The organism is Pseudomonas sp. MF09150 (assembly GCF_059862355.1).
Genome location: NZ_JCBCUS010000007.1, coordinates 311145 through 336702, shown reverse-complemented (window position 1 = coordinate 336702; position 25558 = coordinate 311145). Strand labels below are relative to the sequence as shown.

Below are 25558 nucleotides of genomic sequence, written 5' to 3'. Positions count from 1 at the left end.
TCAAGGCATGGCAAGGCGACTGGCAGCGGCATTGGCACTCTTCACCACGGTGTTGCTCGGCGGCTGCGGCAACGACTACGGCGTTGACCAATATGGCCAGAAAGTGGCGGGTGAGCGCATTGATAAACAATGGCTGGTGCTCAATTACTGGGCTGAGTGGTGTGGGCCGTGCCGCACCGAGATTCCCGAACTGAATGCGCTGGCCGAGCAGCTCAAGGGGCAGCCGGTGAGTGTACTGGGGGTCAATTTCGATAATGTGCAGGGCGATGAACTGAAAGCCGCCAGCGACAAGCTGGGGATCAAGTTCACCGTGCTGGCCCAGGACCCGGCGCCGATCTTCGACCTGCCGCGCAGCGAAGCGCTGCCGGTGACCTACCTGATCGACGACAAGGGCAAGGTGCGCGAACAACTGATGGGCGAGCAGACCGCAGCGGGTGTTATCGCCAAGCTGCAAGCCCTGCGCGGTCAGTAACCCGTAGCCCGATAACGTCTGCAGGGCATCTGTAGCCGCTGCAGAAGGCTGCGCTGGCCGGAATGGGCGCCGTGAAACACCAGGGGATTTACGCGGCGTTCTTGCGGGCCAGCGCAGCCCTGGCGGCAGCGGCTACAGGTCAGCCTTCTTCCAGCCACAAGCGCAGCGGTTTGCCTTCAGACGGCCAGAAGCGCACTTGCTCGATCGGCGACACATCCCAACGCTCTACGGTTTCCAGCGCTTGCAGGAAGCGCCGCTCCTGCTCCATCAACGCCGGCGCGCAGAGTTTGCGGGTGTTGCCGACCTTGCCGAAGCTGAGCTTGTCGCCGTCCAGGGTATAAGGCGCGAACCAGTGGTTGCAGCCGCCGTTGCCGTAGGCGCGACCGTCTTCACCCAGGGTGATGGTCAGGTGGCTGTTGTCGATCAACGGCCGCTCACCAATCCATTCCAGGACGTAGCTGCGGTCGTGCTGGAGTTTCAGCGGCTCGGCGGCGCAACCCAGCAACCCTGCGGCCACTGCGGCGCTCAGTGCCAGGCGTTTCATTGCGCGGCCTGCTGGCATTTCGGGCAGCGATGCTTTTCACCTTCGCTGACCCAGCCCAGTTCGGCGATGCGCGCACTGGCGGCCGGTTTCTCGGCCTTGTTGCCGAGCTTGGCGTCGACCGCGAACTCAAAGCTCAATTCGCTGGCGCAGCTGTCGCAATTGACTTGCCACTGATGAATGGCCAATTCGCCGAACACCGGGCCTCGGGCGACGGCGACCCATTGACCGAGGGGGTTGATCAGGTGGCGCACGGTTTCCACGGTCAGGCGCATGGACAAGTCCTTGCTGCCCTTGAGCGTGACGATCAACACGTCATCGTTGCGAATCGAGCCACCGTTGCCAGTGACCTGATACCGCCCCGGCACCAGGGCGCGGCACTCGATCAGGGTGTGTTGCGGGTTCATCAGGGTGTAGCGGAAATCGTGTTCGACCATGGGTCCTCCAAGTAGGCGGCTATGCTAGCACGCGACTTTGCAGCGAGCCGACCTTCACGCCACCGTCGGTCCGTCGATTCAGTTCTGTACCAGGTTCTGCGGGGTGCCGGCGGCCCAGGCGGCGATGTTGTGCAGGGTGGTGGCGGCAATCGCGCCCAATGCCTCGCGGGTCAGAAACGCCTGGTGGGCGGTGATGATCACGTTGGGAAAGGTCAGCAGCCGTGCCAGCACATCATCCTGCAGCGGCAGGTCGGAACGGTCCTCGAAAAACAGCTGGGCCTCCTCTTCATAGACATCCAGCCCCAGGTAGCCCAACTGGCCGTTTTTCAGGGCGTCGATCAGCGCCGGGGTATCCACCAGGCCACCACGGCCGGTGTTGATCAGCATGGCGCCGGGTTGCATGTGCGCCAGGCTGCGGCTGTTGATCAGGTACTTGCTGTCGGCCGTGAGCGGGCAGTGCAGGCTGATGATCTGCGATTCGGCCAGCAACTGCGGCAGCTCCATATAGCGGGCGCCGAGGGCTTCGACCTGCGGGTTGGGGTAGGGATCATAGGCCAGCAGTTGGCACCCGAACCCGGCCATGATCCTGGCGAACGTCGCGCCGATCTGCCCGGTGCCGACCACGCCGACAGTCTTGCCCACCAGGTCGAACCCGGTCAGGCCGTGCAGGCTGAAGTCGCCCTCGCGGGTGCGGTTGTAGGCGCGGTGCAGGCGCCGGTTCAGGGCCAGGATCAGCGCCACCGCGTGTTCGGCCACGGCATGGGGCGAGTAGGCCGGTACCCGCACCACCGCCAGCCCCAGGCGCTTGGCTGCCACCAGGTCGACGTGGTTGTAACCGGCCGAGCGCAGGGCGATCAGGCGTGTGCCGCCAGCCGCCAGTTGTTCCAGCACCGGTGCGCTCAGGTCATCGTTGATAAAGGGACAGACCACTTCATGCTGTTCGGCCAGGGCCACGGTATCCAGACTTAGCCTGGCGGGCTGGAATTGCAGCTCGATGCCCGGTGGCAGGTCGGCGCCCAGGAAGCTGTCGCGATCGTAGGTCTGGCTGCTGAAGAGAATCGTGCGCATGGAGTGATCCTGATTAAAGGGGTGGCACAGCATGGCGGCTCGGGGCGAGCCGGGCATTGCCTTGGGTCAGGTGTTGAAACGCGCCTCGCTGGCCAGACGGGTTATCGCCCGATCCAGTTCGTCGAGTGCGGCGAAGGCCTTGACATCTTCCTGCTTGAGCAAGGTTTCGCTGCGTTGGCAGGTGGCGCGCAATTGCGGCACGCCGCAGTAACGGGTGGCGCCGTGCAGGCGGTGGACCCGCTCGATCAGCGCGTTGCGGTCATTGGCTTCGCGCGCGGCACGGATCGCTTCGCGGTCGGCCTCCAGGGATGCGAGCAGCATGGCCAGCATGTCGGCTGCCAGATCAGCTTTGCCAGCGGCCAGGCGCAGGCCTTCATCGTGGTCCAGCACCTGCAGTTCGATGCTCTTGCCATGAAACTCGCTGGAGCGTTCGGGACCCTGGTTACGCAGGGCCAGGCCGGTCCACTTCAACACCACCTGGGCCAATTGGCGTTCGCTGATGGGTTTGGTCAGGTAATCATCCATGCCGCTTTGCAGCAGCGCGCGTTTTTCGTTGGCCATGGCGTGGGCGGTGAGGGCGACGATGGGCAGCGGCGAACCATGACGCTCGCTTTCCCACAGGCGGATCGCCTCGGTGCTTTGTCGCCCGTCCATGCCGGGCATCTGCACGTCCATCATCACCAGGTCGAACGATTCGTTCTGGATCGCCTTGAGCGCGGCATAACCACTTTCGACCGCCAGCACCTTGGCACCCATGTCTTCGAGCAGGGTCTGCACCAGCAGCAGGTTGGCCGGGTTGTCATCGACACACAGCACCCGCGGTGCGCGACTCGACAAGGGTTCGCCGGGCTCGTTGCGCACCTGGCGCGGGTTGACCAGGTCGGACAGGGCGCGGCGCAGTTTGCGGGTACAGGCCGGCTTGGCCTGCAACTGGCTGTGGGGATTGGGCACCGATAGCTGGAACAGCGTCTGCTCGGTGGTCGGGCACAGCACCAGGACCTTGCAGCCGAGGTGCTCCAGGTCCCAGATATATTGGTTGAGCCGCTCGGGCGGCATGTCGTTGCTGGTGATGCCCAGCACCGCGAGGTCGATCGCCTGATCGGTCTGGTGCACTCCGGTAATGCCGTTGGTCAGGGCTTCCAGGGTGTTGAACGGGGTCACCTCCAGGCCGCAGTCTTCCAGTTGGTGCTGCAACGCCTGGCGCGCCAGTTCGTGATTTTCCACGATCGCCACCCGGCGCCCGAGCAAAGGCGGGCCCGGCAGGTCCTCGGCGTCGTCGCGGGTCTTGGGCAGGCTGAGGCTGATCCAGAACTCCGAGCCTTCGCCCGGCGTGCTGTCGACCCCGATCTCGCCGCCCATCTGCTCGATCAGGCGCTTGGAAATCACCAGCCCCAGGCCAGTGCCGCCGGGTTGCCGCGACAGCGAGTTGTCGGCCTGGCTGAAGGCCTGGAACAACGCCCGCACGTCCTGGTTCGACAAACCAATGCCGGTGTCCTGGATGCTGATCCGCAACTGCACGCTGTCTTCGTGTTCCTCTTCAAGCATGGCGCGGGCGACGATGGTGCCTTCGCGGGTGAACTTGATCGCGTTGCTCACCAGGTTGGTGAGGATCTGCTTGAGCCGCAGCGGGTCGCCGAGCAGCGCCAGTGGGGTATCGCGATAGACCAGGCTGACCAGCTCCAGCTGTTTGGCGTGGGCCGCCGGGGCGAGGATGGTCAGGGTGTCTTGCAGCAAGTCCCGCAGGTTGAATGGAATGCTGTCGAGCACCAGCTTGCCGGCCTCGATTTTCGAGAAATCGAGAATTTCGTTGATGATGCCCAGCAGGCTGTCGGCGGACTTTTCGATGGTCCCCAGGTAATCCAGCTGACGTGGGGTCAGCTCGCTTTTCTGCAGCAAATGGGTGAAGCCGAGAATGCCGTTGAGCGGGGTACGGATCTCGTGACTCATGTTGGCCAGGAACTCGGACTTGATCCGGCTGGCCTCCAGGGCCTCCTTGCGGGCCAGGTCCAGCTCGATGTTCTGGATCTCGATGGTTTCCAGGTTCTGGCGCACGTCTTCGGTGGCCTGGTCGATGCTGTGCTGCAATTCTTCCTGGGCGTTCTGCAGGGTGCCGGCCATGCGGTTGATGCCCGAGGCCAGTTCGTCCAGTTCCTGGCTGCCCAGTGGTGGTAGGCGGGTTTCCAGGTTGCCGTCCTTGAGCTGGGCCACGGCCTGCTTGATCTGGCTCAGCGGGGTGTTGATGGTGCGGCTCATGCGCAGGGCCAGCAACGTGGTGCCGGCCAGGCCTGCGGCGATCAACAGCAGGCTGGCGAACAGGCTGCGGTAACCGCGCAGCAGCATGCCGCTGTGGGACAGCTCCAGTTCGACCCAGCCCAGCAGGCGGTCGGCTTCATCGGGTATCAGGTCGCCGGCCAGGTTGCGGTGGCGCCCGAAGACGGGCAGCAGGTAGCGGGTCGCATCGTTGCCGGTGCGTTGCAGCATATGGTTGCTGTTACCGATCGGCGGCTGGTTGAGCATGCTCGGGCCGGCGTGGGCCAGGAGGGTACGATCCGGGGCGAGAAACGACACTGCGCGTACATCCGACTGCTCCAGGGACTGGGTGGCGATGCGCTCCAGCAGGTCGTTGTCCTTGTGTCCCATGGCCGGGGCCACCAGGGGTGCCAATTGCTCGGCGATCATTTCGCCACGTTGCAGAAGTTGGGTTTGCAGGTCCGCTTGCTGCATCCAGGTGAAATACCCACCCAGCACCAGGGCCATCAGGCTCGTCGGTAACAAGGTCAGCAGCAGTACGCGACCTTTGATTCCCAGTTTCTTAAGCACCTGACTCTCCTGCCAACCTGTTGTTTTGAATGAACGACGCGCACTTCCGTGAGGCGCCACTCGCGCAGTGTAGCGATTTGCGAGTCAGCGATCTTGGCAAATTGCGCAGGGCCCGAAACAACCGTTGGGCGTTTATCGGGCCCGAATCCAGGCATTGGTTGCTCGTGGTCGGGCAATCTTGAATAATTGCATGATTGAGAATTACTTGCAGAAGCTAATGACTCCCGTATCTGTTGGCCATCCGCGCATCCTGGCGATTGAAGATGATCTTGTGCTCGGCGCTTATGTGCACGAGCAATTGGGCCGTTCCGGTTTCGAGGTGACCTGGTGCCAGAATGGCTGGGAAGGTCTGGAGATGGCGCGCGAGCGTTCATTTGACGTGGTGTTGATGGATATTCTGCTGCCCGGCATGGACGGCTTGTCGGTGCTGACCCATCTGCGCCAGAGCCACTCGACACCCGTGGTGCTGATGTCGGCCCTGGGCGCCGAGGCCGATCGCATCAGTGGCTTTCGCCTGGGGGCTGACGACTACCTGCCCAAGCCGTTCAGCATGGCCGAGTTGCGGGTGCGCATCGAAGCCATCCTGCGACGCGTGGCCCTCGACCGGCGTCCGGTGGCTATTCCTTTGCACCGCGACAGTCACAGCCTGCGTTTCGACGATGAACTGTGCGATGTGTATTTTGGCCAGCAATGGGCCGGGTTTACCCGCAGCGAGTACCGGCTGCTGGAGACCTTGAACCGCAGCGCCGATGAAGTTCTCAGCAAAGCCTTCCTTTATCAGCATGTCCTGCAGCGCGGCTATGCCCCCCATGACCGCAGCCTGGACATGCATGTCAGCCAGATCCGCCGCAAGCTCAAGGCCATCAGCTACGCCGAGCGCGAGGTGCGCACGGTCTGGGGCAAGGGCTATGTACTGAGTGCCGTCGATGAGGTGGTCTGACGTGCCGGGTCGGCACTCACTGTTCTGGAAATTGGCGTTGTTGTTGGTTGCCTTCTGCCTGCTGATGATCTGGCTCAGTTGGTCCTGGGGCCGCTACATGGAACAGAAGAACCTGTTCCTCTCCCATGAGGCGCGCAGCACCTTGCTAGAGTACGCCGCCCAGGCCGAACAGGCCTGGGCCCAGGGGCAGAACGAAGGGGTCGATGCCTGGCTGCAGGACATGGGCACGCGTGAATCGACCTGGATCGGGGTCATAGGCGAGGACTTGCAGTCACTGAGCAGCAAGCCCCTGAGCACCCGGGAAAACCAGCGCCTGACCTTTCTGCGCGGCCTTGATTGGCCGGTGAGCCTGCACACCCGTGGCTTGCCCTGGTTGCGGATTCCCTTTCCTGGCGACACGGATGCCGGCAGCCTGGTGATCGAGTTGCCGCAGCGTTTCATGCCCGGGCAGTACCGGTTGCTGTGGCGGGTGCTGACCAATGGCGTGATCCCCGGTTTGTTCACCCTGTTGCTGTGCGTCGGTCTGTACCGGTTGCTGGTGGTGCCCCTGAACCAGTTGCGGGAACAGGCCAACGCCTGGAGCGCCGATCAATTGAATGCACGTGTCTCCAGCCAGACCACCAGCCGCCAGGATGAATTGGGCGAACTGGGCCGGGCCTTCGATCAAATGTCCGAGCGCCTGCAAGGCACCGTGTCCCTCCAGCAACAACTGCTGCGCGACCTTTCCCATGAACTGCGCACGCCGCTGAGTCGCCTGCGCGTGGCGTGCGACAGCGAACACAGCCTGGCCGCTCTGCGCGAACGTTTGTCTCGGGAAGTCGACGGCATGCAGCGCTTGGTGGAAGACAGCCTGCAACTGGCCTGGCTCGACACCGAGCGCGCGCCCCTGGCGGCGGAGGAAATCCAGGTGCAGGCGCTGTGGGAAATGCTCACGGAAAATGCCTGCTTTGAAAGTGGCTGGTCGGCGCAGCAGTTGCAATGCGAGCTGACGGCGGCGTGCTGGGTGCGCGGTAACCTCAATACCCTGGCCCAGGCCCTGGAAAATGTCCTGCGCAATGCCATCCGCCATTCGCCGTTCGGTGCGGTGGTCAGCCTTGATGGCTGCCGCGAGGGGGAGTACTGGCACTTGTGGCTGGAAGATCAGGGAGGTGGGGTGGACGAAGCGGACCTGGAGCGGATTTTCGCGCCCTTTACCCGCCTCGACGGTTCGCGGCCTGGCAACGGTGGCTTCGGCCTGGGCCTGAGCATCGCGCGCAATGCGGTGCAGCGCCAGGGCGGCCAGATCTGGGCGGAAAACACCGAGCGCGGCTTGCGCCTGCACATGCGCCTGCTAGCTGCCAGCGTATAAGCCCTAAGGTCGCGATGGGTCTGAGTGGGGCTTATGCCTTTAAGCCATAAGCCCCGCACTTTGCGTGATATGGCCCGCGCACGTTTGCCGGTATGATAGGCGCCCCCGCAGTCTGGATTGCGAATACGTCATGACCTTGCAGTACCCAACCATCGCCGATTGCGTCGGCAACACCCCGCTGGTGCGCCTGCAGCGCCTGCCCGGAGCCACCAGCAACACCCTGCTGCTCAAGCTTGAGGGTAATAACCCGGCCGGCTCGGTCAAGGACCGGCCGGCGCTGTCGATGATCACTCGCGCCGAGTTGCGCGGGCAGATCCATTCGGGCGACACCCTGATCGAGGCGACCTCCGGCAACACCGGGATTGCCCTGGCCATGGCAGCGGCGATCAAGGGTTACAAAATGATCCTGATCATGCCCGACAACTCCAGTGCCGAGCGCAAGGCCGCGATGACAGCCTACGGTGCCGAGTTGATCCTGGTCAGCCAGGAAGAGGGCATGGAAGGCGCGCGCGATCTCGCTGAGCGGATGCAGGCCGAAGGCCGTGGCAAGGTGCTCGACCAGTTCGCCAACGGCGACAACCCCGAGGCGCATTACACCGGCACCGGCCCGGAAATCTGGCGTCAGACCGAGGGCGGGATCACCCACTTCATCAGCTCCATGGGGACCACCGGTACCATCATGGGCACCTCGCGCTACCTGAAAGAACAGAACCCCAATGTGCAGATCATCGGCCTGCAGCCGATGGAAGGCTCGGCCATCCCCGGCATTCGCCGCTGGCCCGAGGAATACCTGCCTAAGATCTACCAGGCCAGCCGCGTCGACCGCATCGTCGACATGGCCCAGAGCGAAGCCGAAGACGTAACCCGGCGCCTGGCCCGTGAAGAGGGCATTTTCTGTGGCGTCTCTTCAGGCGGTGCGGTGGCGGCGATGCTGCGCCTGTCCCGGGAAGTGGAAAACGCGGTGATGGTCGCGATCATTTGTGACCGTGGCGATCGTTACCTGTCGACCGGCATCTTCGATGCGCCCAACTGATGGCCAAGCACGAGAGAGGCCTGCGCTTCCAGCCCACGGGCGGTAGCCGGGCCCCACAGATACCGACCGGTAAAAAGCAGCGCCTGAGCATCGAGCGCCTGGCCAATGACGGCCGGGGGATTGCCTTTCTCGACGGACGCACCTGGTTTGTCACCGGGGCGCTGGCGGGGGAGGAGGTCGAGGCGCGGGTACTGGGTGCCCACGGCAAGGTCGTAGAAGCGCGCACCGAGCGTGTGTTCCAGGCCAGCGAGCTGCGTCGGCCGATGCCGTGCGCCCATGCCGGCCGCTGCGGCGGTTGCAGTGTCCAGCATCTGCCCCACGACGAACAACTGGCCCTGAAACAGCGCATGCTCGCCGAACAATTGTCGCGGGTTGCCAGCGTGCAGCCCGATGAATGGGCGGCGCCGCTGAGCGGTCCCGAGTTTGGCTATCGGCGTCGCGCGCGGATCGCCGTGCGCTGGGATGCCAAGGCGAAAAAGCTTGAAGTGGGTTTCCGCGCCGCCGGCAGCCAGGACATCGTTGCCATCAGCGAGTGCCCAGTGCTGGTACAGCCCTTGCAGCCGATCATGAGCCGCTTGCCGGCCATGTTGCAGCGCTTGAGCAAGCCTCAGGCCCTGGGGCACGTGGAGCTGTTCAGCGGCTCGGCGATTGCCGTGCTGCTGCGGCACATGGCGCCGTTGTCCGAGGCTGACCTGAGCATTCTCAAGGAATTCTGCACCTTCCATGACGCCCAGTTGTGGCTGCATGGCGAAGGCGATCCACAGCCCCTGGAGCCGAACCAGGTCCTGGGCTTTCGCCTGGAATCCTGGAATTTGCATCTGGCGTATCGACCAGGGGACTTCGTCCAGGTCAATGCCGGCGTCAACGAGGCGATGGTGGCCCAGGCTCTGGAGTGGCTGGCACCGAAGGCTGATGAGCGGGTCCTGGACCTGTTCTGCGGCCTGGGCAATTTTGCCTTGCCCCTGGCGCAGCAGGTTCGCCAGGTGGTGGCGGTTGAAGGCGTGGCGAGCATGGTGGCTCGCGCGGCTGAAAACGCAGCCAGCAACAATTTGCATAACACGCAGTTTTTTCAGGCCGATTTATCGCAGCCTCTGGGTGCTGTCGAGTGGGCGGAAGAGGGCTTTTCTGCGGTACTCTTGGACCCACCCCGTGACGGTGCTTTCGAGGTGGTCCGCAAGCTTGCGAGCCTCGGCGCCCAACGGTTGGTCTATGTGTCATGCAACCCTGCAACTTTGGCGCGTGACACGGTCGAATTGGTCAAACAGGGCTATCGGTTAAAACGTGCCGGGATCCTCGATATGTTTCCTCAGACGGCGCATGTCGAAGCCATGGCGTTATTTGAAGCGAGCTAGGATGGCTCGTCTAATCCGACTGGCCGCCAGGCACCGCTCGCTGGCCCTGCGAGCAGGCCCTGGCACCTAAGGTCAGCGATTTGACGCATTGAATGTGCGTCGTAGGGAAGGTAAAGCAAGATGGTACAGGTGAGAGCGCACCAGCCGATCAACACCGACGGCAGTATCAATCTCGAGGCATGGCTCGATCATGCGGTCAGCGTCGATCTGGCACTTGACCGTGAAGCCTTGAAAGAAGCCTGCGAGTACGCTCGCGAGGCCGAGCAACAACACAATGCGGCGAAGAACCTGTGGGCCGAAGGCACCTCGAGTTTTCGCACCGGCCTTGAGATCGCCGAGATCCTCGCCGACCTCAAGCTGGACCAGGATTCGCTGGTGGCGGCGATACTTTATCGTGGCGTCCGCGAAGGCCAGATCCAGTTGCCTGCGGTCAGCCAGCGCTTCGGCACGGTCGTGGCCAAGCTGATTGACGGCGTGCTGCGCATGGCGGCGATCAGCGCCAGCCTGAGCCCGCGCCAGTCCCTGGTGCTGGGCACCCAGGCGCAGGTCGAGAACCTGCGCAAGATGCTGGTGGCCATGGTCGACGACGTGCGCGTGGCCCTGATCAAGCTGGCCGAACGCACCTGCGCGATTCGTGCGGTAAAAACCGCCGACGATGAAAAACGCAACCGGGTTGCCCGCGAAGTCTTCGATATCTACGCCCCCCTGGCTCACCGACTCGGTATTGGCCATATCAAGTGGGAGCTCGAAGACCTGTCGTTCCGTTACCTGGAGCCCGAGCAATACAAGCAGATCGCGACCCTGCTCCACGAGCGGCGCCTGGATCGCGAGCGGTTTATCTCTGATGTGATGAATCAGTTGCAGATTGAGTTGCAGGCCACCGGCGTCGATGCCGACATCAGCGGCCGGGCCAAGCACATCTATTCGATCTGGCGGAAAATGCAGCGCAAGGGTCTGGAGTTCAGCCAGATCTACGACGTGCGTGCGGTGCGGGTGCTGGTCCCGGAAATGCGCGACTGCTACACCGCGCTGGGGATCGTCCACACCCTGTGGCGGCACATTCCCAAAGAGTTCGACGACTACATCGCCAACCCCAAGGAAAACGGCTACCGCTCCCTGCACACCGCAGTGATCGGGCCCGAGGGCAAGGTGCTGGAAGTGCAGATCCGCACCCACTCGATGCATGAGGAGGCGGAACTGGGCGTCTGCGCCCACTGGCGCTACAAGGGCACTGACGTCAAATCCGGCTCGAACCATTACGAAGAGAAGATTTCCTGGCTGCGCCAGGTGCTCGAATGGCATGAAGAACTGGGTGATATCGGCGGCCTGGCCGAGCAGCTGCGGGTCGATATCGAGCCGGACCGGGTGTACATCTTCACCCCGGACGGTCACGCCATCGACCTGCCCAAAGGCGCGACGCCACTGGACTTCGCCTACCGGGTGCACACCGAAATCGGCCATAACTGCCGCGGTGCGAAGATCAACGGGCGTATCGTTCCGCTCAACTACAGCCTGCAGACCGGCGAGCAGGTGGAGATCATCACCAGCAAGCACGGTACGCCGAGCCGCGACTGGCTGAACCCGAACCTGGGCTACGTGACCACGTCCCGGGCGCGGGCGAAGATCGTGCACTGGTTCAAGTTGCAGGCTCGCGATCAGAACGTCGCCGCCGGCAAGACCTTGCTCGAGCGTGAGCTCAATCGCCTCGACCTGCCCCAGGTGGATTTCGACAAGCTGGCCGAAAAGGCCAACATGAAAATCGCCGAGGACATGTTTGCTGCTCTCGGGGCTGGCGACCTGCGCCTGGCGCAACTGGTCAACCTGGCCCAGCAGCTGGTGGAGCCGGAGCGCGGCAACGAGCAACTGGAGCTGATTCCACGCAAGGCCACTGGCTACAAGCCGGGCAAGCGCGGCGATATCCAGATCCAGGGCGTGGGCAACCTGATGACCCAGATGGCCGGCTGCTGCCAGCCGCTGCCCGGGGATGCGATCGTCGGTTACATCACCCAGGGCCGGGGGGTGAGCATTCACCGCCAGGATTGCGCCTCGGTGCTGCAACTGTCCGGGCGCGAGCCGGAGCGGATCATCCAGGTCAGCTGGGGCCCGGTACCGGTGTTGACCTACCCGGTCGACATCATCATCCGCGCCTACGACCGCTCCGGTTTGCTGCGCGATGTTTCCCAGGTGCTGCTCAACGAGCGGATCAACGTGCTGGCGGTCAACACCCGCTCGAACAAAGAGGACAACACGGCGTTGATGTCCCTGACCATCGAGATCCCGGGGTTGGACGCGCTGGGGCGGTTGCTGGGGCGGATTTCCCAGTTGCCGAACATCATCGAAACCCGCCGCAACCGGACCCCATGACCTGTCGTCGCCGCCGGTTTCGACCGGCGGCGGCCATGGCCTGTGTGAAATGGATGAATTGATGTACAGCCTTGAAGATTTGTTGCACCTGATGGCCCGGCTGCGTGACCCGCAATACGGTTGCCCCTGGGATATCAAGCAGACCTACGCCAGCATCGTCCCGCATACCCTCGAAGAAGCCTATGAAGTGGCCGACGCCATCGAGCGCGGCGACTTCGATCACTTGCAGGGTGAATTGGGCGACCTGTTGTTCCAGGTGGTGTATTACAGCCAGCTGGCGCGGGAGGAGGGTCGTTTTGAATTCGACGGGGTGGTCGACAGCATCACCCGCAAGTTGATCCGGCGTCATCCCCACGTATTCCCTACCGGTGACCTGTACGCACCGCTGGACACGCCACGGCTCGATGAAGAGCAGGTCAAACGCCGCTGGGAAGAGATCAAGGCCCAGGAGCGCGCCGAGCAGTCGGCGACCCCGTTGCAGTTGTCCCTGCTCGATGATGTACCGGCAGTCCTGCCGGCGTTGTCGCGCTCCGCCAAGTTGCAAAAACGCGCAGCCCAGGTTGGGTTCGATTGGCCGGACGCGCTGCCGGTGGTGGACAAGGTCCGTGAAGAGCTCGATGAGGTGCTCGAAGCCATGGTCGACAACGACCCGGCGGCGATCACCGATGAAATCGGCGACCTGCTATTTGCCGCGGTCAACCTGGCCCGGCATCTGAAGGTCGACCCCGAAACCGCCTTGCGCGGGGCCAATGCCAAGTTCGAGCGACGCTTCCGATTTATCGAGCAGGCATTGCGCGAGACCCACCGTCCCATGGAAGATTGCACCCTCGAAGAGTTGGACGCCTTGTGGGGCGAAGCCAAACGTCAGGAAAAGAATTTGCCCAGCTGTGGCTGAGGCTGTTGCCTAAGTGAGTAAGCACCATGAGCCTTTCCCTTCGCGACCAGTTGCTCAAAGCAGGGCTGGTCAACCAAAAGCAGGCCAAACAGGTCGGCAAAGACAAGCAGAAGCAGCAACGCCTGGCCCATAAAGGCCAGATTGAACTGGACGATTCGCAGCAACGTGCGGCTCAGGAAGCGATGGCCGAAAAGGTCAAGCGTGACCAGGAGCTGAACCGTCAGCAGCAGGAGAAGGCCGAGCAGAAGGCCCGTGCGGCTCAGGTCAAGCAGTTGATCGAGGTGTCACGCCTGCCCAAGCTGACCACCGAGGACTACTACAACTTCGTCGACGACAAGAAGGTCAAGCGCTTGTCGGTGAACGCGCTGATGCGCAACAAGTTGAGCAGTGGTTCGTTGGCCATCGTGCACCACGGCGGCGGCTACGAGGTGATCCCTCGTGAGGCGGCGCTGAAGATCCAGGAACGCGATCCGCAGCGCATCGTCCAGCTCAATACGCCGACCGAGGCGCCGGATGAGGATGATCCGTACGCCGCCTACCAGATCCCTGACGATCTGATGTGGTAAGGCCGCAGTAAACGACAAGCCCCGCTCATGGCGGGGTTTGTCGTTTTTCAAGTCGGTCAGGAGGCCTGAGTCGTTCGGCCCTGCTCTTGCTTTTCAAGTTCAGCTTTATAGCTGTGGGCGTCGGTTTCGGAATGAAACATCCCCACCAGCATGTCTTGTTGATGCACGTCCCAGATCCGTATACCTGCGGCTACGCCTTCATGGGACATATGTGAATCGTCGCGTTCAGTTACTTTTACAGTCATCTGCTAGCTCCAATCTCTGTTGATCTGCAGCAAGGCGTGTGCAGGCCTTCGTTATATATTTTGTTAGCTTGCTAAGTAAACGCTCTTGAGCTGCAACAGATATTTGCAGAATCGGCAAAAGTCCTGCAGGCCGCGGAAACCGTGACATTTCGCCGCAGGCCGCTGAGTTTTATGACAAAAGTTTCATCTTCGCCGGCTTGCGGGTTAGGCCTGTCGAAGGCAGATCTTCGGAAAGGCAGGCGAAAAAAAGCCCCGCATGAGCGAGGCTTTTTATCGGGTGAAGCCGGATCAGCTGCCTTTGACAGCCTTGCCGTTGACGGTGCCGTTGAGGAGCATGATGTTGTACTCCTTGCCGTCGGTTTCAACCTGTTGCAAGCGGACCAGCAGGTAGTCCCAGTCCTTGGCGAACCACATCACCGTGGTGCGCTTGCTTTGCGTCGGATCACGCACGCGCTCGACCTTGATCGCTTCGATCTGGCCGGCCTTGGTATCGACCTTCTCGGCACCCAGGACACGGAAGTCATAGGTGTCGACTTCGCCACCGTCGACGACCTGGTAGCTCATGCTCTTCTTGCCGGCGGCTACATCGTGCTGCAGGGCCAGTTGATAGGTGGACTTGTCGACCATGCCGCGATTGAGCGACAGCTTCACCGGATCGCCACGGTCGGTGCCGGTGACCATCTTGGCGGTCCAGTCGAAGTCCAGGTCAGCTTTTTTGGCTTTGCCCAGGCCGCCACGTTCGAAGTGGTAGGACTGAGGCAGCAAGGTGTCCTTGTCCAGAGTCAGGGTGCTTTCTTCGGTGAGACTGGCAATCATCATGGAGGCCTTGAAGCTCAGCTTCCAGGCGCCATTGCTGGTTTTTTCAAGGCTGCGTTCAGCGGTACCGCTCATTGGAAGCTGTTTCCAGTCGGCGGTATAGCTGGCGGAGAAAGGTTGAAGGTCAGCCGCCTGCACAACGGGCAGGGCGAGCAGAGCGCAAGCGAAGAGCAGGGCACGACGCATAAAATCTCCTAGGTTCGAATCAAATAGCCGCTGGCGGCAAGTAGCTGACCATCCAGTAAAGCACCCTGTTCGCCGAGCGTCAGCCGACCTTCGGCAAACCAGCGCACGGCCAGCGGGTAGATCTGGTGTTCCTGGGCATGTACTCGCTGCGCCAGGCTGTGCGGCGAGTCGTCCAACTCTACCGGGATCACTGCCTGTACGACCAGAGGTCCGCCATCGAGTTCCTCGGTGACAAAGTGCACGCTGCAGCCGTGCTCAGTGTCTGCGGCCTCCAGCGCGCGCTGGTGAGTATGTAACCCTTTGTATTTGGGTAGCAGCGAGGGATGGATATTGAGCAGGCGGCCCTGGTAGTGGCGCACGAAGTCCGCGCTGAGAATGCGCATGAAGCCGGCCAGTACCACCAGTTTGGGGTGGAAGGCGTCGATCAGTTCGATCAGCGCGGCATCGAAGGCTTCGCGGCCTTCGAAGGCCTTGTGATCCAGGGCGCGGGTCGCGATCCCCGCATCCTTGGCGCGTTGCAGGCCGTAGGCGTCGGCGCGGTTGGAGATCACCGCAGCGATGCGCACCGGGCTGTCGCCGGTGCGCGTGCTGTCGATCAGGGCCTGCAAGTTACTGCCGGTGCCGGAGAGCAGCACCACGACATCACAGGTTGCAGGCATCAGTGCGCCTTAAGGTTCTTCAGTTCAACCTGAGCCGCGCCTTCAGGGGCGGTGGCGATCTGGCCGATGACCCAAGGCTGCTCGCCGGCTTCACGCAGTACGTTCAGCGCGGTTTCAACGTGCTCTTGAGCCACGCAGATGACCATGCCCACGCCGCAGTTCAGCACGCGGTGCATTTCGGTTTCATTGACGTTGCCTTTCTCTTGCAGCCAGTCGAATACCGCAGGACGCTGCCAGCTGGCCACGTCGACAATCGCCTGGGCGCCTTTTGGCAGGACGCGCGGAATGTTGTCCAGCAGGCCGCCGCCAGTGATGTGGGCCATGGCCTTGACTGCGCCGGTGTCCTTGATCAGCTTGAGCAGCGGTTTGACGTAGATGCGGGTCGGAGCCATCAGCAGGTCGGTCAGCGGTTTGCCGTCGAGCTGGATGTTTTCGATGTCGGCACCCGACACTTCGATGATCTTGCGGATCAGCGAGTAGCCGTTGGAGTGCGGGCCGGACGATGGCAGGGCCAGCAGGGCGTCGCCGGCAGCGACTTTCGAGCCGTCGATGATTTCGGATTTTTCCACGACGCCGACGCAGAAGCCGGCCAGGTCATAGTCTTCGCCTTCGTACATGCCAGGCATTTCAGCGGTTTCGCCGCCGACCAGGGAGCAGCCGGACAGTTCGCAGCCAGCGCCGATACCGGTGACCACTTGGGTGGCGGTTTCAACGTTGAGCTTGCCGGTGGCGTAGTAGTCGAGGAAAAACAGCGGCTCGGCGCCACAGACCACCAGGTCGTTGACGCACATGGCTACCAGGTCGATGCCGATGCTGTCGTGCTTGTTCAGGTTCAGCGCCAGGCGCAATTTGGTGCCCACGCCGTCGGTGCCGGAGACCAGCACAGGCTGTTTGTAGCCGGCCGGGATTTCGCAGAGGGCGCCGAAACCGCCCAGGCCGCCCATGACTTCCGGGCGCGCAGTGCGCTTGGCGACGCTCTTGATGCGTTCGACCAATGCTTCACCGGCGTCGATGTCTACACCGGCGTCCTTGTAGCTCAGGGAGGGTTGCTTGCTCATGATCCAGGCCTTTAGGGGGGATTCAGGGGTATCGACCGAGTCCAGTGAGACCGCCAAGACACTGCGAGCGGGTTTGCCGTCGGAGTATTTCAGGGTGCCCAGCTATAGCCGGTCTGCGAAGGCGCGCGATTTTATCAGGCTTGAGAGGCAGCGGCCATCCTCGGGCCGACGGGCAGGGGTATATCGCGTTAAAAAAACCATTACGGCGCATGTTGGTGGCCGTGTACATGGCTGTATAAGGTATAGCCTCTAAGCGGCTATCGTTATGGCAGTACGAAAACTTACCCGGGACCTGTGAATGTTTTGCCGGAGTCAGTGGTCACAGCCTTGCGCGATCTGCTTCACAGGTTCTGTTTCAACCGTTTTTTGTCGTCGGGAATCTTCCATGCGTCTGTGTAAATTTCTTTTTGTGGGCTGTTTGTCGTTGGTCAGCCTGGCGAGTCATGCCGAAACCCTCAATGGCCTTTATCAAGTTCGCGAACCGGTCAGCAGCCAAACTCCGGAAGAGCGTGAGCAGGCCACCCAGCGTGCGCTGGAGACCCTGGTATTGCGCTTGACCGGTGACGCCAAGGCGGCCCAGGGCCCCGGGCTGGCGGCGGTGCGCAAGGACCCGCAGCAGATCATCAGCCAATACGGTTATGACGCCGGGCCGCCGGAGAGCCTGCAGGTCGATTTCGACCCGGTGAGCACTGATCGCGCGCTGCGCCAGGCGGGTTTGTCGTTGTGGGGCACTAATCGCCCCTCCATCCTTGGCTGGTGGTTGAGCGACTCGGTCGAGGGCTCGAGCCTGGTGGGGGATGGCCAGGCCAGCGCCTTGCCGCTGCGGCGCGCGGCGCAGCATCGCGGTTTGCCACTGCGTCTGCCGCTGGGCGACCTGGAAGAGCAACTGGTGGCCACTGCTCCGAACCTGGAGGGGGTGGACCCGGCGCCGTTACGCGCGGCATCCGAACGTTATGGGGCCGATGCCTTGCTGGCCGTGCATGCCCGGGAAGAGGGCGGTCAGTGGCAGGCCAAATGGCGCCTGTGGCTCGGGGATCAAAAAGAGCAGGGCAGCGTCCAGGGGGCCGATACCGCGGCGCTGGCCGATGCCGTGTTGCTGGCGGTCAGCCAGCGTCTGGCGCCGCGTTTTGTCAGCAAGCCGGGAACGGCCAGCGAACAGTTGCTCGAAGTGCAGGGCATGAACCTGGAACGCTACGCGGCGCTGGAGCATTTGTTGGAGCCTTTTGGTGCGCAGTTGCAGAGCGTCGAGGGTGATCGCGTGGTGTACCGGGTCAATGGCAGCCCGGAGCAGGTGCGGGCGCAGTTGTCCCTGGCCAAGCTGGCGGAGGTAGCGCCTGGCGAGGCCCCGGCCCCGGCTCAGCCGGCGGTCGAAGGCGCTGTGGCGTCACCGACTCCGCAGTTGCGCTTTCGTTGGTAAGCAGTTCTTTCCTTATATAGAAGATGGAGTGGTTCATGGCCGATTCGCGTCGTTGGGTCTGGTTGGGCGGGTTGGCCCTGTTGTGTGCGTTTGTGTACCTGTTGCATCCGATCCTGACGCCGTTCCTGGTGGCCCTGCTGCTGGCGTATCTGTTCGACCCGCTGGTGGATCGCCTGGAAAAACATGGCCTTTCGCGCACCTGGGGCGTGGTGGCGGTGTTCGCGCTGTTTACGCTGATCGTCATGGCGCTGTTGCTGATCCTGGTGCCGATGCTGGCCAAGCAACTGTTCCGCCTGTACGAGCTGGCGCCGCAGATGCTCGATTGGTTGCAGCACACGGCCATGCCGTGGGTGCAGTCCAAGCTCGGGCTGGCCGATGGCTTCTGGAAGTTCGACAAGGTCAAGGCCGCGATCAGCGAGCATATGGGGCAGACCACCGACATTGTCAGCGTGGTACTGAGCCAGGCGACTGCGTCGAGCCTGGCGCTGATCGGCTGGCTGGCCAACCTGGTCCTGATCCCGGTTGTCAGCTTCTATCTGTTGCGTGACTGGGACCTGATGATGGCCAAGATCCGCAGCCTGCTGCCCCGCGATCGCGAAGAGCGCGTGGTGGCCCTGGCCGGCGAGTGCCATGAGGTGCTGGGGGCGTTTGTCCGCGGACAGTTGTTGGTGATGCTGGCGCTGGGGGTGATCTACGCTGCCGGCCTGATGCTGGTAGGGCTGGAGCTGGGGCTGTTGATCGGCCTGATCGCCGGCCTGGCGGCCATCGTGCCTTATATGGGGTTCGTCATCGGTATTGGTGCGGCGTTGATTGCCGGGTTGTTCCAGTTCGGCGGCGACCTGTATCCCATGATCGGCATCGTCGCGGTGTTTATGGTCGGCCAGGCGCTTGAGGGCATGGTCCTGACGCCGCTGCTGGTGGGTGATCGCATTGGCCTGCATCCGGTGGCGGTAATCTTCGCGATCCTGGCGGGCGGCGAACTGTTCGGCTTTACCGGGGTGCTGCTGGCCTTACCGGTGGCGGCGGTGATCATGGTGCTGGTGCGCCATATGCACGACTTGTACAAGGACTCTGACATCTACAGTGGTGTCGAAGACCCGGATTTGTAGCCGCTCATGGGACAGCGCCAGAGCGGCCCCGGCAGGATCGGGGTCGCCCTGGCGCTTGTTCTGGCTGTCACATTTGCCGTCAAAGCCGCGCCCCTGATTCCCTCCGGTTAACGCAAACCTTTGATTTTGCTTGTGGTCTGCTGCATTGTGCGGCCGGCGTCACGGGTATAAACTTTGCAAACTTTACACAGAGGCCACTAACGGTTCATTTCGAACTGTTCAGTCAGCATGAAACCGATTCAGCTGCCCCTAGGTGTGCGTCTGCGTGATGACGCCACCTTCATCAATTACTACCCAGGCGCCAATGCCGCTGCACTCGGCTATGTCGAGCGGCTTTGCGAAGCCGACGCCGGCTGGACCGAAAGTCTGATCTACCTGTGGGGCAAGGATGGGGTAGGGCGTACCCATCTGCTGCAGGCGGCCTGCCTGCGTTTCGAGCAAATGGGTGAGCCGGCGGTCTACCTGCCATTGGCGGAGCTGCTCGATCGCGGTATCGAAATCCTCGACAACCTTGAGCAATACGAACTGGTGTGCCTGGATGACCTGCAGGCGGTTGCAGGCAAGGCGGATTGGGAAGAGGCGCTGTTCCACCTGTTCAATCGCTTGCGTGACAGTGGTCGGCGGTTGCTGATCGCCGCCTCGACCTCGCCTCGGGAGTTGCCGGTCAAGCTGGCGGACTTGAAGTCGCGCCTGACCCTGGCGCTGATTTTTCAGATGCGGCCCTTGTCCGATGAGGACAAATTGCGTGCCTTGCAGTTGCGCGCTTCCCGTCGCGGACTGCACCTGACCGACGAAGTCGGGCATTTTATTTTGACCCGCGGCACCCGCAGCATGAGCGCGTTGTTCGAGCTGCTTGAGCGTCTCGATCAGGCCTCTTTGCAGGCCCAGCGCAAGCTCACAATCCCCTTCCTCAAAGAAACCCTGGGCTGGTAAAACTGCGGCCTGCAGCGGGTTTTGGCATATTCCAGGCGCCAAAAAAATCGCTTCCTGAAACGCTTCAGGACGCGCGCAGCTTTTAAATTGGGCTTAAGGCCTTAGATGTAAAGGAGAAACCCATAAGTCACATTTGGATCGATTGAATTTGCAAATGAGGACGATAGAGGGCATAGTCTCGGCTTCTTTACAACTTCAGCCACGGTCGTGCCCATGCTAAATCGCTTCGCACCCCTCGTGCCTCTCGCACTCGTCACCCTGTTGTTTGGTTGCGCCGCTCACTCTCCAGTGACCCAGCAGCAACAAGTGCAGCAGGTTCAACACTCTGTTAAGGCTCAGTCTTCCGTTGTTTACCAGGAAGAGCTGGCCACCGAAAAAGAACTGGCCGAGTTCGCTGATAGCAAGCCTTATCAGCTGCCTGTTCTGGCCGATAGCATCCTTGAACGCGGCATGTCCCTGATCGGTACCCGTTACCGTTTCGGCGGCACCTCTGAAGCCGGTTTCGATTGCAGCGGTTTTATCGGTTATCTGTTTCGTGAAGAGGCCGGCATGAACCTGCCCCGCTCCACCCGCGAAATGATCAACGTGAATGCCCCTCTGGTCGCTCGCAACAACCTCAAGCCTGGTGATCTGCTGTTCTTCAGCACCAATGGTCGTGGCCGTGTCAGCCATGCCGGGATCTACCTGGGCGATGACCAGTTCATCCACTCCAGCAGCCGCCGCAGCGGTGGTGTTCGAGTCGATAGCCTGGGCGATCGCTACTGGAGCAAAACCTTTATCGAAGCCAAGCGTGCACTCGCCATGGCGCCGACCACGGTCACTGCTCGCAAGTAAGCGTACTTTTTGTAAGGCGAACTTAAAGTCTTACTTGAAGTTTGGCGCGTAGCCGCTAGAATCCTGATCTATTGTTGATGACTAACCGCGTAAGCCTTGCTTACGCGGTTTTGTTTTCAGCCTCACGGCAGAGAAAGCCGCATCCGGATCAGGGTTGTTCTGCTTATGTCGACGTCGGCCCGCCTCACCCTCATTGTTCTCGCAGCGCTGCTCAGCGCCTGCGCCAGCCGTACTCCACCGCCTGCGCCGGTAGTACGCGCCCCTGTCTTCAATACCACTCAGACCTTTTCCCCTGCTGCCGAAGATGTGCTGTTTCGTGCCTTGGGCCTGGTGGGTACGCCGTATCGCTGGGGTGGCAATACCCCGGATGCCGGTTTCGATTGCAGTGGCCTGATCGGCTACGTCTATCGCGACGCCGCGGGCATTTCCCTGCCGCGCTCGACCCGCGAGATGATCGGCATGCGCGCCCCGGATATCAGCAAGGATTCGCTGCAAACCGGTGACCTGATCTTTTTCGCCACCAATGGCGGTTCCCAGGTCAGTCATGCCGGGATCTATGTCGGTGAGGGGCGTTTCGTCCATGCCCCGGCCACCGGCGGTACGGTCAAGCTGGACAGCCTGTCCAAGGCCTATTGGCAAAAGGCCTACCTCAGCGCCAAGCGCGTCCTGCAACCCGGGCAGTTGGCCCACAACCCTTAGTTTCCCGCCTGCGTCGAGGTGTTGATGACTGCCCGTAGCCTCAATCTCGACGACGCCCTCTACCACTATCTGCTGGACGTCTCCTTGCGCGAGACGCCCCTGCTGCGCCGTTTGCGCGAAGAAACCCAAGCCCTGCCCATGGCGCGCTGGCAGGTGGCGCCAGAGCAGGGTCAGTTCCTGGCGTTATTGGTGCGCCTCATGGGCGCACGCCGTCTGCTGGAGGTTGGCACCTTCACTGGCTATAGCGCGTTATGCATGGCGGCGGCGCTGCCGGATGATGGGTCACTGATCTGTTGCGATATCCCGGGTGATTACAACGCCACCGCGATCCGCTACTGGCAGGAAGCCGGCTTGGCGGGACGCATCGAGCTGCGGCTGGCGCCGGCCCTGGAAACCCTCGTGCAACTCCAAGGGGCGGGGCATCAGGGCAGTTTTGATCTGATCTTTATCGATGCCGACAAGGCCAATTATCCGGCTTACCTGGAAAGTGCGCTGAGCCTGCTGCGAGTGGGCGGGCTGGCGGTATTTGATAACACCTTGTGGAGCGGCAGGGTGCTGCAGGTCGAGGCAGACAGCGCCGACACCCGGGCCATCCAGGCGCTCAATCGCGCCTTGAAGGATGACCCGCGTGTCGATCTGTCGCTGTTACCCCTGGGGGACGGTCTGACCTTGTGCCGCAAGCGCTGAGGTTATTGCGCCTTGGCGGGTGATACGCGCCAGATCTTGTTGCCGACATCGTCGGCCACCAGCAGGCTGCCCTGCTGATCGATCACTACGCCGACCGGGCGGCCCATGGCTTTTTCGTCGTCGCTGAGAAAGCCCGTGAGTACATCCACCGGTTGTCCCTGAGGCCTGCCGTCGCTGAAAGGGACGAAAATCACTTTGTAGCCACTGTGGGGCTTGCGGTTCCATGAGCCGTGCTGGCCGATAAACGCGCCCTGGGTGAAGGCCGGCAACTTGCTGCCTTCGGCAAAGGTCAGGCCCAGTGAGGCGGTGTGCGGCCCGACTGCATAATCCGGCGCGATGGCTTTGGCCACCAGGTCGAGATTCTGTGGCGAGACCCGCACGTCCACGTGCTGCCCGTAGTAGCTGAATGGCCAGCCGTAGAAGGCGCCGTCCTTGACAGAGGTGATGTAGTCCGGCACCAGGTCGCTGCCGATTTCATCGCGCTCATTGACCGCGGTCCAGAGTTTTCCGCTGTGTGGTTCCCAGGCCAGGCCGTTTGGGTTGCGCAGGCCCGAGGCGAAGATCCGGTGGTTGCCCGTAGCGCGATCCACCTCCCATATCGCTGCCCGTCCCTGCTCCTGGTCCAGGCCGTTTTCGCCGACGTTGCTGTTGGAGCCGACCGTGACGTAAAGCTTGCTGCCGTCCTTGCTGGCAATCACGTTCTTGGTCCAGTGGTGGTTGAGGGTGCCGCCCGGCAGGTCGACGACTTTGGTCGGCGGCGCGCTGATGGAGGTTTCACCGTCTTTATAGGGGAAGCGCAGCAACTGATCGGTATCGGCCACATATAGATCGTTGCCGACCAGGGTCATGCCGAACGGCGAGTTCAGGTTCTCGAGGAATACGGTGCGGGTTTCCGCCACCCCGTCGTGGTCCTGATCGCGCAGCAAGGTGATGCGGTTGGCGCTCGGCACGCCGGCACCGGCCCGACCCATGACCTTCTCCATGACCCAGCCACGGATGCCTTTACTGTCATCGGGCTTGGGCGGGGCGTTGGTCTCGGCCACCAGCACGTCGCCATTGGGCAGCACATAGAGCCAGCGTGGATGATCGAGCTTTTCGGCGAAGGCCGCGACCTGGGTGCCTGGCGCGGCGATGGGCGTAGCGCCCTCGGGCCAGCCGATGGCCGGCGCGATATTCACCGTAGGGATCAGGGTTTTATTTGGCTCCGGCAATTGCGGTGACGGGCCGGTGCCGTCCGACACTTGCAGGGTGGAGGTTTCGCCGCAGGCTGCAAGGCCCGCGGCGACGGCGATCAGAAGAGCGAATTGGGGCTTGATGAGCATGCCGATGTCCCTGTGAATGCACTGGAGTCGTTGTATTCATAGAGGAGCATAGCCAGCCGATGGTTCAACCTGATCAGCGGGCCTCTTTGAACAGCACGGCGACCCCGGGGTGGTAGTTGCCGCTGTCGTTGTGCAACTTGCGGTAGGCGTAGGGGAAGTACCAGGCAACGGCGCAGGTGTGTTCCTTCTGCAAGTCGTCGAGCATGTCCTGGAGTTCTTCCGGTGTGGCGCTGTGCTGGGCCTTGAGCGGGGCGATAAACAGACAGCCCAGCCGCAGCTCATTGGGGTAGGCGATGCTTCTGGCATCACTGCTGGCGTCCTGCAGGGCCTGGGTCAGTTGCAGGTTGTTGACCCGTGGCCAGCGCTGGCTGACCTGGAGGAAGGCGCGTTCCTCCCGGGTGGCCACGTATAGGTCGGCGCGGCCATTGCGATTGCCTTCTTCGAGCTGCTTTTTGCTCGGGCTGTGCTGCAAGGTGACCATTTCTGCCATCCAGGCGGCGGCCGACAGCAGGCCGAGGTTGGCCTGCTCATCAAACCAGTACGGGCATTCGTTGTCGCCGCGTACCTCGTTGTAGCGGTCAATGCAATCAAACCAGCGCTCCAGCATCGGGCGCAGAAACTCCAGTTTCGGATTGCTGATGATCATGCCTTGCATTGAACTCACCCTTGTTTTTGTCAGATAGATTTGGGTAGCCGAATTGTGGCTATTTGATATCACTGCTTGCAGTGTGGCACAAGATTGGCGTCATTTTATTGATCTGGTGCAGTTCTTCGCGCTCACGCAGGGCCGGCTTTAATTGACGCTCCACCCCCAACCCTCTAACCTTCGCGACTTGTTTCAGGTGCTCTGTGGCCATGGGTCGACAGGGTGAAACAGGGAAGCCGGTGAGTGCGTGTTCCGAACAGGAACGGGCGACGATTCCGGCGCTGCCCCCGCAACGGTAAGTGAGTCAAGACTGCGTTTGGTGCCACTGTGTCGAACCGACATGGGAAGGCGCGCGGTTCGGCATTAGTGCTGCTCACAAGCCCGGAGACCGGCCTGATCCATCCAACGGCATCACGGTGGGCGATGCCAGGCTTGCGCCGTCTATTTCTATTCCTGCCCCCCGTTATCCAGCCCCAACGGAGAGCTGCCCCATGACCCAATCCCCCGATCGTGACGAGCGCCATCTGGCGCGCATGTTGCGCAAAAAAGCCGTGATCGATGAACGCATCGCCAACTCGCCGAACGAGTGCGGGCTGCTGCTGGTGTTGACCGGCAATGGCAAAGGCAAGAGCAGCTCGGCCTTTGGCATGCTCGCTCGCTCCATGGGCCACGGCATGCAATGCGGCGTGGTGCAATTCATCAAGGGTCGCAACAGCACCGGGGAAGAATTGTTTTTCCGGCGCTTCCCGGAACAGGTGCGTTTTCATGTGATGGGCGAGGGCTTCACCTGGGAGACCCAGGATCGCCAGCGCGATATCGCCGCCGCCGAGGCTGCCTGGGAAGTGTCCCGTCAGTTACTGCGCGACCCGGCCATCGGCCTGGTGGTGCTCGATGAGCTGAATATCGCCCTCAAGCACGGTTACCTCGACCTGGACCAGGTGCTCAGCGACCTGCAGGCCCGTCCACCCATGCAGCACGTGGTGGTCACCGGTCGCGGCGCCAAGCCGGAAATGATCGAACTGGCGGACACCGTCACCGAAATGGGCGTGGTCAAACATGCGTTCCAGGCCGGGATCAAGGCGCAGAAAGGGGTGGAACTGTGAGTGCCCGA

At 62.0% G+C, this 25558-nt stretch carries 25 protein-coding genes and 1 riboswitch; of the genes, 15 read left to right on the top strand and 10 right to left on the bottom strand.

Annotation, left to right across the window (positions count from 1 at the left end):
* The first annotated feature begins 7 nt into the window (after positions 1-7).
* Positions 8-472: a TlpA family protein disulfide reductase gene (locus AC19YX_RS25260; protein ID WP_201131987.1), complete on the top strand. Its 465-nt coding sequence runs from the start codon at positions 8-10 to the stop codon at positions 470-472.
* Positions 473-611: 139 nt separating this feature from the next.
* On the opposite strand, the gene AC19YX_RS25255 is transcribed toward AC19YX_RS25260, so the two are convergent.
* The 4 genes from AC19YX_RS25255 to AC19YX_RS25240 form a co-directional block, all read right to left on the bottom strand.
* Positions 612-1016, bottom strand: a complete 405-nt coding sequence (locus tag AC19YX_RS25255; RefSeq protein ID WP_500607275.1) for an META domain-containing protein — start codon at positions 1014-1016, stop codon at positions 612-614.
* On the bottom strand, positions 1013-1450 hold the full coding sequence (locus tag AC19YX_RS25250) for a hypothetical protein (RefSeq protein ID WP_078470815.1): 438 nt from the start codon (positions 1448-1450) through the stop codon (positions 1013-1015). Before AC19YX_RS25250 ends, AC19YX_RS25255 begins: the two co-directional genes overlap by 4 nt.
* A 78-nt stretch (positions 1451-1528) precedes the next feature.
* Entirely contained in the window at positions 1529-2518 is a 990-nt protein-coding gene (locus tag AC19YX_RS25245; protein WP_201131986.1) for a 2-hydroxyacid dehydrogenase, read from the bottom strand.
* 66 nt (positions 2519-2584) lie between these two features.
* Complete coding sequence (locus tag AC19YX_RS25240; protein ID WP_078470813.1) at positions 2585-5338, bottom strand: response regulator; 2754 nt, start codon at positions 5336-5338, stop codon at positions 2585-2587.
* A gap of 217 nt (positions 5339-5555) precedes the next feature.
* Here AC19YX_RS25240 and AC19YX_RS25235 point away from each other — a divergent pair, with 217 nt between their 5' ends.
* The 7 genes from AC19YX_RS25235 to AC19YX_RS25205 all read left to right on the top strand — a co-directional run bounded on the left by AC19YX_RS25235 (position 5556) and on the right by AC19YX_RS25205 (position 13836).
* The gene (locus AC19YX_RS25235; protein ID WP_500607274.1) at positions 5556-6278 is read left to right on the top strand and encodes a response regulator transcription factor; all 723 of its coding nucleotides are present in this window, start codon (positions 5556-5558) and stop codon (positions 6276-6278) included.
* Positions 6265-7626, top strand: a complete 1362-nt coding sequence (locus AC19YX_RS25230; RefSeq protein ID WP_500607273.1) for a HAMP domain-containing sensor histidine kinase — start codon at positions 6265-6267, stop codon at positions 7624-7626. The genes AC19YX_RS25235 and AC19YX_RS25230 overlap by 14 nt, the downstream gene beginning before the upstream one ends.
* Before the next feature lie 130 nt (positions 7627-7756).
* Positions 7757-8659, top strand: a complete 903-nt coding sequence (gene cysM, locus AC19YX_RS25225; RefSeq protein ID WP_078470811.1) for a cysteine synthase CysM — start codon at positions 7757-7759, stop codon at positions 8657-8659.
* A complete protein-coding gene (gene rlmD, locus AC19YX_RS25220; RefSeq protein WP_500607272.1) occupies positions 8659-10011 on the top strand; it encodes a 23S rRNA (uracil(1939)-C(5))-methyltransferase RlmD in 1353 nt (450 codons plus the stop codon). Before cysM ends, rlmD begins: the two co-directional genes overlap by 1 nt.
* Positions 10012-10131: 120 nt before the next feature.
* Positions 10132-12375 (top strand): GTP diphosphokinase, encoded by a 2244-nt coding sequence (gene relA / locus AC19YX_RS25215; protein ID WP_078470809.1) that lies wholly within the window; start codon positions 10132-10134, stop codon positions 12373-12375.
* 61 nt (positions 12376-12436) lie between these two features.
* Entirely contained in the window at positions 12437-13270 is an 834-nt protein-coding gene (mazG, locus tag AC19YX_RS25210) for a nucleoside triphosphate pyrophosphohydrolase (protein WP_500607271.1), read from the top strand.
* Between the two features lie 26 nt (positions 13271-13296).
* Positions 13297-13836, top strand: coding sequence for a DUF2058 domain-containing protein (locus tag AC19YX_RS25205; protein ID WP_020295617.1), 540 nt, complete (start codon positions 13297-13299; stop codon positions 13834-13836).
* Positions 13837-13892: 56 nt separating this feature from the next.
* Here AC19YX_RS25205 and AC19YX_RS25200 read toward each other — a convergent pair whose 3' ends face one another.
* From AC19YX_RS25200 to purM, 4 genes are all read right to left on the bottom strand, one after another.
* Positions 13893-14081, bottom strand: coding sequence for a hypothetical protein (locus tag AC19YX_RS25200; RefSeq protein WP_020295616.1), 189 nt, complete (start codon positions 14079-14081; stop codon positions 13893-13895).
* Between the two features lie 288 nt (positions 14082-14369).
* On the bottom strand, positions 14370-15083 hold the full coding sequence (locus AC19YX_RS25195) for a DUF3108 domain-containing protein (RefSeq protein WP_020295615.1): 714 nt from the start codon (positions 15081-15083) through the stop codon (positions 14370-14372).
* 8 nt (positions 15084-15091) lie between these two features.
* On the bottom strand, positions 15092-15742 hold the full coding sequence (purN, locus tag AC19YX_RS25190) for a phosphoribosylglycinamide formyltransferase (protein ID WP_020295614.1): 651 nt from the start codon (positions 15740-15742) through the stop codon (positions 15092-15094).
* Positions 15742-16800, bottom strand: coding sequence for a phosphoribosylformylglycinamidine cyclo-ligase (gene purM / locus AC19YX_RS25185; RefSeq protein WP_020295613.1), 1059 nt, complete (start codon positions 16798-16800; stop codon positions 15742-15744). Before purM ends, purN begins: the two co-directional genes overlap by 1 nt.
* A gap of 385 nt (positions 16801-17185) precedes the next feature.
* Between purM and AC19YX_RS25180 the strand changes: the two genes are divergently transcribed.
* The 6 genes from AC19YX_RS25180 (at position 17186) to AC19YX_RS25155 (ending at position 22479) form a co-directional block, all read left to right on the top strand.
* A complete protein-coding gene (locus AC19YX_RS25180) occupies positions 17186-18217 on the top strand; it encodes a DUF2066 domain-containing protein (protein ID WP_500607270.1) in 1032 nt (343 codons plus the stop codon).
* Positions 18218-18252: 35 nt separating this feature from the next.
* Positions 18253-19326 (top strand): AI-2E family transporter, encoded by a 1074-nt coding sequence (locus AC19YX_RS25175; protein WP_078470805.1) that lies wholly within the window; start codon positions 18253-18255, stop codon positions 19324-19326.
* Positions 19327-19554: 228 nt separating this feature from the next.
* On the top strand, positions 19555-20259 hold the full coding sequence (hda, locus tag AC19YX_RS25170) for a DnaA regulatory inactivator Hda (RefSeq protein WP_078470804.1): 705 nt from the start codon (positions 19555-19557) through the stop codon (positions 20257-20259).
* 213 nt (positions 20260-20472) lie between these two features.
* Positions 20473-21093, top strand: a complete 621-nt coding sequence (locus AC19YX_RS25165; protein ID WP_043228701.1) for a C40 family peptidase — start codon at positions 20473-20475, stop codon at positions 21091-21093.
* A 165-nt stretch (positions 21094-21258) separates the two neighbouring features.
* A complete protein-coding gene (locus AC19YX_RS25160) occupies positions 21259-21792 on the top strand; it encodes a C40 family peptidase (protein ID WP_020295608.1) in 534 nt (177 codons plus the stop codon).
* A gap of 24 nt (positions 21793-21816) precedes the next feature.
* A complete protein-coding gene (locus AC19YX_RS25155; RefSeq protein ID WP_500607269.1) occupies positions 21817-22479 on the top strand; it encodes a class I SAM-dependent methyltransferase in 663 nt (220 codons plus the stop codon).
* Positions 22480-22481: 2 nt separating this feature from the next.
* On the opposite strand, the gene AC19YX_RS25150 is transcribed toward AC19YX_RS25155, so the two are convergent.
* Both AC19YX_RS25150 and AC19YX_RS25145 read right to left on the bottom strand, forming a co-directional pair.
* Positions 22482-23801, bottom strand: coding sequence for a PQQ-dependent sugar dehydrogenase (locus tag AC19YX_RS25150; protein WP_500607268.1), 1320 nt, complete (start codon positions 23799-23801; stop codon positions 22482-22484).
* 73 nt (positions 23802-23874) lie between these two features.
* Positions 23875-24456 (bottom strand): hypothetical protein, encoded by a 582-nt coding sequence (locus AC19YX_RS25145; RefSeq protein WP_500607267.1) that lies wholly within the window; start codon positions 24454-24456, stop codon positions 23875-23877.
* A 168-nt stretch (positions 24457-24624) separates the two neighbouring features.
* A riboswitch (cobalamin riboswitch) is annotated at positions 24625-24858 on the top strand.
* An 80-nt stretch (positions 24859-24938) separates the two neighbouring features.
* Between AC19YX_RS25145 and cobO the strand changes: the two genes are divergently transcribed.
* The gene (gene cobO / locus AC19YX_RS25140; RefSeq protein WP_020295604.1) at positions 24939-25550 is read left to right on the top strand and encodes a cob(I)yrinic acid a,c-diamide adenosyltransferase; all 612 of its coding nucleotides are present in this window, start codon (positions 24939-24941) and stop codon (positions 25548-25550) included.
* The last annotated feature ends 8 nt before the right edge of the window (positions 25551-25558 follow it).